This is a genomic window from Streptomyces europaeiscabiei (assembly GCF_001550375.1).
Lineage (GTDB): Bacteria > Actinomycetota > Actinomycetes > Streptomycetales > Streptomycetaceae > Streptomyces > Streptomyces europaeiscabiei.
This window is the reverse complement of sequence record NZ_LRTR01000881.1, coordinates 1-4,759: the sequence shown is the minus strand read 5'-3', so window position 1 is coordinate 4,759 and position 4,759 is coordinate 1. Positions and strand designations below refer to the sequence as shown.

General features: G+C 73.4%; 4 protein-coding genes and 1 pseudogene. 2 read left to right on the top strand and 3 right to left on the bottom strand.

Annotation, left to right across the window (positions count from 1 at the left end):
• Window positions 1-334: pseudogene (locus AWZ10_RS44945) on the bottom strand (alpha-(1-2)-phosphatidylinositol mannosyltransferase); the annotation flags it as partial.
• A 192-nt stretch (window positions 335-526) separates the two neighbouring features.
• On the opposite strand from AWZ10_RS44945, the gene AWZ10_RS44940 reads away from it, so the two are divergent.
• Window positions 527-1,753 (top strand): glycosyltransferase 87 family protein, encoded by a 1,227-nt coding sequence (locus AWZ10_RS44940; protein ID WP_208618670.1) that lies wholly within the window; start codon window positions 527-529, stop codon window positions 1,751-1,753.
• Here the strand turns inward: AWZ10_RS44940 and AWZ10_RS44935 are convergent.
• Complete coding sequence (locus AWZ10_RS44935; RefSeq protein ID WP_046703885.1) at window positions 1,717-3,030, bottom strand: MATE family efflux transporter; 1,314 nt, start codon at window positions 3,028-3,030, stop codon at window positions 1,717-1,719. The genes AWZ10_RS44940 and AWZ10_RS44935 overlap by 37 nt on opposite strands.
• 99 nt (window positions 3,031-3,129) lie before the next feature.
• On the opposite strand from AWZ10_RS44935, the gene AWZ10_RS44930 reads away from it, so the two are divergent.
• Entirely contained in the window at window positions 3,130-3,666 is a 537-nt protein-coding gene (locus tag AWZ10_RS44930; RefSeq protein WP_046703878.1) for a PadR family transcriptional regulator, read from the top strand.
• Here the strand turns inward: AWZ10_RS44930 and AWZ10_RS44925 are convergent.
• On the bottom strand, window positions 3,654-4,759 hold a 1,106-nt coding region (locus AWZ10_RS44925), incomplete at its 5' end, for a hypothetical protein (protein WP_060894104.1). The genes AWZ10_RS44930 and AWZ10_RS44925 overlap by 13 nt on opposite strands.

Sequence of the window (4,759 nt, the reverse complement as noted above, 5' to 3'; positions counted from 1 at the left end):
CGCCCGCCCGGCGCAGCGCGGGAGCCATCAGACCGAGCGGGGCCGCCGCGCCGAACCACACCGACGTACAGCCGTGCTCCCGCAGCAGCGAGACCGCGCGGCGGGTGACGGCGGGCGTCGGCAGCAGCATGGTCGTCCGGTCGCGTACGACGGTGAAGGGCTGCTCGGCGTCGAAGGCGGCCGTCGCCCGGGCGCCCTCCCGGCTCCGCTTCCACGTCGAGGCGTAGACGACGATCCGCTCGGGATCCAGCCGCAGCGCCATGTTGTGCAGAAACGCCTGGATACCACCGGGCCGGGGCGGGAAGTCGTTGGTCACGATCAGGGTCTTGTGCATCGCCGCCGACCCTACCGAACCGGCGTCGGCCCCCGCCCCCGGGCACATCCGCACCGGGCCCGGCCATGCTTCACGACCGCTTCACAGGCCGACGGGGGATCATGTCCCTCACACGCGCGAAGTTCGGCGCGGCCGGACACGACAGGCACTTGCGCACAGGGACGGACAGGGACTCACGTGGCTCAGACGCAGATGACGGGCTCTCGACGGCTCCCGTTGGGGCTTGTGACACTCTGGGGCGCGACCCGGCTGCTCCTGCTGCTGATCGTCTTCAAGGTGTACGTGTTCCCCGGCCCCGACGTCACCAGCGACGTCTCGGTGATCTACCAGGGCTGGTACGAGACCCTGCGCACAGGAACGTATCCCCTGAACGACGTCACCTGGCAGTACCCGCCCGCCGCCGCCCTCGCGATCCTCTCCCCCGCGCTGCTGCCCTTCCTGGACTACGCGTCCGCGTTCTTCGTCCTCGCCTTCCTCGCCGACCTGGTCGTGCTCGCGCTGCTCCTGTACGCGGGCGGGCGCCCCGGGAGGACATGGCGCGGTGCCCGGGTGTGGGTGGTGGGCCTGCCGCTGCTCGGCCCGACCGGGTACGCCCGCTACGACGTGATGGTGACGGCGGTGGCGGTCGCCGCCCTCCTCGCCGGCAGCCGACATCCCCGCGCGATGGGGGCGCTGACGGCCTTCGCGGCCCTGCTGAAGGTCTGGCCGGTACTGCTGCTCCTGGGCGCCCGCAAGCGCGCCGCCTGGGCGTGGGCGGCGGGCACCGGCCTCGCGGTGGCCGGCCTCTTCACCGTCTCCATGCCCGGCGCCTTCGCCTTCCTGACGTTCCAGCGGGACCGCGGCACGGAGGTGGAGTCGCTGGGCGCCCTCGTCTTCCATGTGGCCCGGCAGTTCGGCTGGGACGGCGAGGTGCTGCTCAACTACGGCTCGGTGGAGTTCCTCGGCGACCACGTCGACACCGTCAGCGACGTGGCCCTGCTGCTCAGCGGGATGGCGTTCGCCTGGCTGCTGCTGTGGCGGGTACGGGCCCGGCGGTTCGCGCCCCACACCCTCGCGGACGCGGCGTTCGTGGCGGTGCTGATGTTCACGGCCACGAGCCGGGTGATCAGCCCGCAGTACATGGTGTGGCTGGTGGGCCTCGCCGCGGTGTGCCTCTGCTTCCGGGCGAGCCGCATGGGCCCGCCGGCGGCAATGGTCCTCATCGCGTCCTTCGTGACCGTCCTGGAGTTCCCCGTCTGGTTCGCCCACGTCGTCGCCAGCGACTGGCTGGGCGTCACCCTCCTCTTCGTCCGCAACGGCCTCCTCGTCCTCGCGGCCCTGCTCGCCGCGTTCGGACTGTGGCACGACACGGTCCCCCGGCCCACCCCGGAGCCCCTGCCGCATCAGCCGGACCGCGCCAAGGAACCACTGGGTTCCTGAGCCGGCCCGCGCGGCAGCGACGGCACGAGCACCGCGCACTGCACCCCCATGGACACCGCAAGCGCCAGGCAGATCCCGGGCAGCCCGAGCCCCGACAGAGCGTGGGCGAGCGGCAGTTGGACCGCCGTACCGAGCAGCGTCACCCGCAGCAGCATCGGCGCTCCCCCGCTGCCCTCGAAGACCCCGCCGAGCGCGATGCAGCACGCCGTCAGCACCAGATACGGCCCGACGCAGCGCAGGAAGAGCGCGCCCTCCGCGGCGACGGCGGGCCCGGCCCCGAAGGCCCGCATCACCATCGGCCCGAACACGGCCGACAGCCCAGCCGCCGCGAGGCCCACCGCCCCCGAGACCACGAGCGCCTGCCGACCGACGGCCCGCCGCTCGTCCCGTCCCTCGCCGCGCGCGTGCGCGGTGTGGATGACCGCGGCCTGCCGCACGGCGTAGAAGGCCATCGTGGCGACGTACAGGACCTTGTAGGCGATGGCGTACGCGGCCACGGCCGAGACCCCGAGCCGGGCCACGATCGCGACCAGCCCGAGCGCGCCGGCCTGCCGGACGGTGAAGTCGGCGGACATGGGCAGGCCGGTGGCGAGCGTCCGGCGCAGGGCGGCCGGCAGGGGCTCGGCGGGTCGCTCGGACGCCACCGCCCTCAGGAACGCGTTCCGGCGCAGGGCGAGCAGTCCGGCCGCGAGGGCGACACAGCGGCACAGCACGGTCGCCGCGGCGGCGCCCTCGACGCCGTACCGGTGGATCAGGAACGGGTCGCAGACCAGGATCAGCCCGTTCGCGAGCAGGGCGAGCCGCAGGGGCGTGCGGGTGTCGCCCGTGCCCTTCAGGATGCCGTCGACGAGGGTCTGCGCGAAGAAGACGGCGATGCCCGGCAGGGAGATCGCGAAGTAGCCGACGGCCAGGGACACCCCCTCGTCACCACCCAGCACCGCTCGCGCCAGCGGCTCGCGCACCGCATACCCTCCCACCGCGACCACTGGGGCCACCACGGCGAACAGGGCCCATCCCCCACGCACGGCCGCCCGCACCGCTCCCGGATCCCGCGCGCCCCGCGCGTGGGCCACGAGCACGGTGGTGCCGGAGGCGAAGACGAGGGCGACCCCGAGCAGCACGTTCTCGGTGTTGGTCGCGACGGCCACGGCGGCCACGGCCGGGCCGCCGAGCCCGGACACCCAGACGGTGTTGATGATCCCTGCGGCGACGGAGGCGAGAAGGGAGAAGTAGACGGGATGCGCGAGCGAGACGAGCTGTCTCCGATGGGCGTTCACCACTGACCGATCTCCCTTGTCATCCTGCATACCTCGTTTCGAGGTATCTCGATAAGAGGTACCATCGTCGGCATCACCCACGCAAGGAGGTTCGAAGCGGTGCTGGAGCTGTCGATCCTGGGCTTCCTCGCGGAAGAACCCCTGCACGGCTATGAGCTGAAGGAGCGCATCAAGGCCCTCAGCGGCCATGTCCGTCCGGTCAGCGACGGGGCCCTCTACCCGGCGATCGCCCGCCTCGTGACGGCCGGGAAGCTCGACCAGCACACGGAACCGGGCAGCGGCGCCGCCCCCCGACGGATGCTGTCGCTGACCGAGAGGGGCCGCGCGGACCTGCTCGACCGGCTTCGCCACCCCAAACAGGCGGAGATCACCGACCAGGTGCGCTTCAACACGCTCCTCGCGTTCCTGCGGCATCTGCCCGCCCCCGTGGAACAGGCCGCCGTGCTGCGCCGCCGTCTGGACTTCCTCACGACTCCGGCGAGCTTCTTCTACGAGGACGGCGAACCCGTGCGCGCCGAGGAGGCCGGCGACCTGTTCCGGCAGGGCATGCTGCGGGTGGCGCGGGCGACCGGGAAGGCCGAGCGGGCGTGGCTCGGGGAGGCGATCGCCCAGCTGGATCCCGGTCAGCCGAGCTGACCGCGCACGTACTCCCGCCACCGCTCGGTGAACTCGTCGACCGTCGTGCCCAGCACCTCCTTCAAGGCCCCCTCCACCGCCCCCTCGCGCCTCCCGTGTTCGCCGACGGCGCGGTAGAACTCGTCGAGGCGGGCCTCGCCCCAGTGGCCGGCGATCAGGCGGCAGGCCAGCCATCCTCCCTCGTAGGCCTGGGCGAGCCTGCCGGAGTCGTCGGAGAAACCGAAGTCGGGGTCGGCGGGGAGCGAGGCCGGGAGCCGCCCCTGCGCCACCTCCCGCTGGAGCTCGGGGGCCACCTCGGGTGGCGTGCGACCCGTCCCCCGGTAGCCGACCCAGTCGGCGTAGCCCTCGGAGAGCCAGAGGGGGGTGGCGGCGTCGGTGTGGGCGCGGGTGGCGACGTGGGTCGTCTCGTGGGTGAGGACGACCTGCTTGCCGAGGTCGCCGAGGACGGCGTACGCGTCGGGGTTGACCACGATCCGGTCCGCCGGGGTCTTCGCCGTCCCCCCCGCCTCGCCGGTGGTGACCGCCGCGATCCCCCGGTACCCGGACGCGGGCGCCCCCAGCAGCCCCGCCATCTCCTCCAGCGACTCCGGCACCACGACCACGACCCGCCGCGCCCAGTCCTCGCCCCACGCCTCGGTCACGGCGGGCACGGCCCGGTCCGCCAGCCCCGCGTACTCCCGCAGGGCCTCCGCCGGCCACCCGACCCCCAGCACAAGGCTCCGCTCCCCGCGCACGGCGCGTATCCGCCCCTGCTCCCACAGCTGTTCGGTGCCCTCCCGCGAGGGCTCGTCTGCGGCGACGCGCCACCCCCCGTCGTCGTCCCGGAGGAGGGTCAGGGTCCGTGCGGCGGTCACGGGCGCCTTGTCGTAGCCGCGTATCCGGTAACGGAGGGCCGCCTCGGCCGTGGCCCGGTCGCCGGAGCGGCGGAAGGCAGTGAGGTCGTACGACCAGGAGGACAGCGGCAGGCTGCGGAGGTTCATGAACTCGGCCTCCCCGGTGGCCAGTTGGCCGGCGACGGAGGACGCCGGCGCCTCGGTGGCGCGGTATGCCGTCCCGTCCCGTTCCAGGACCGCCGAGGCCCGCCGGTCGAGCA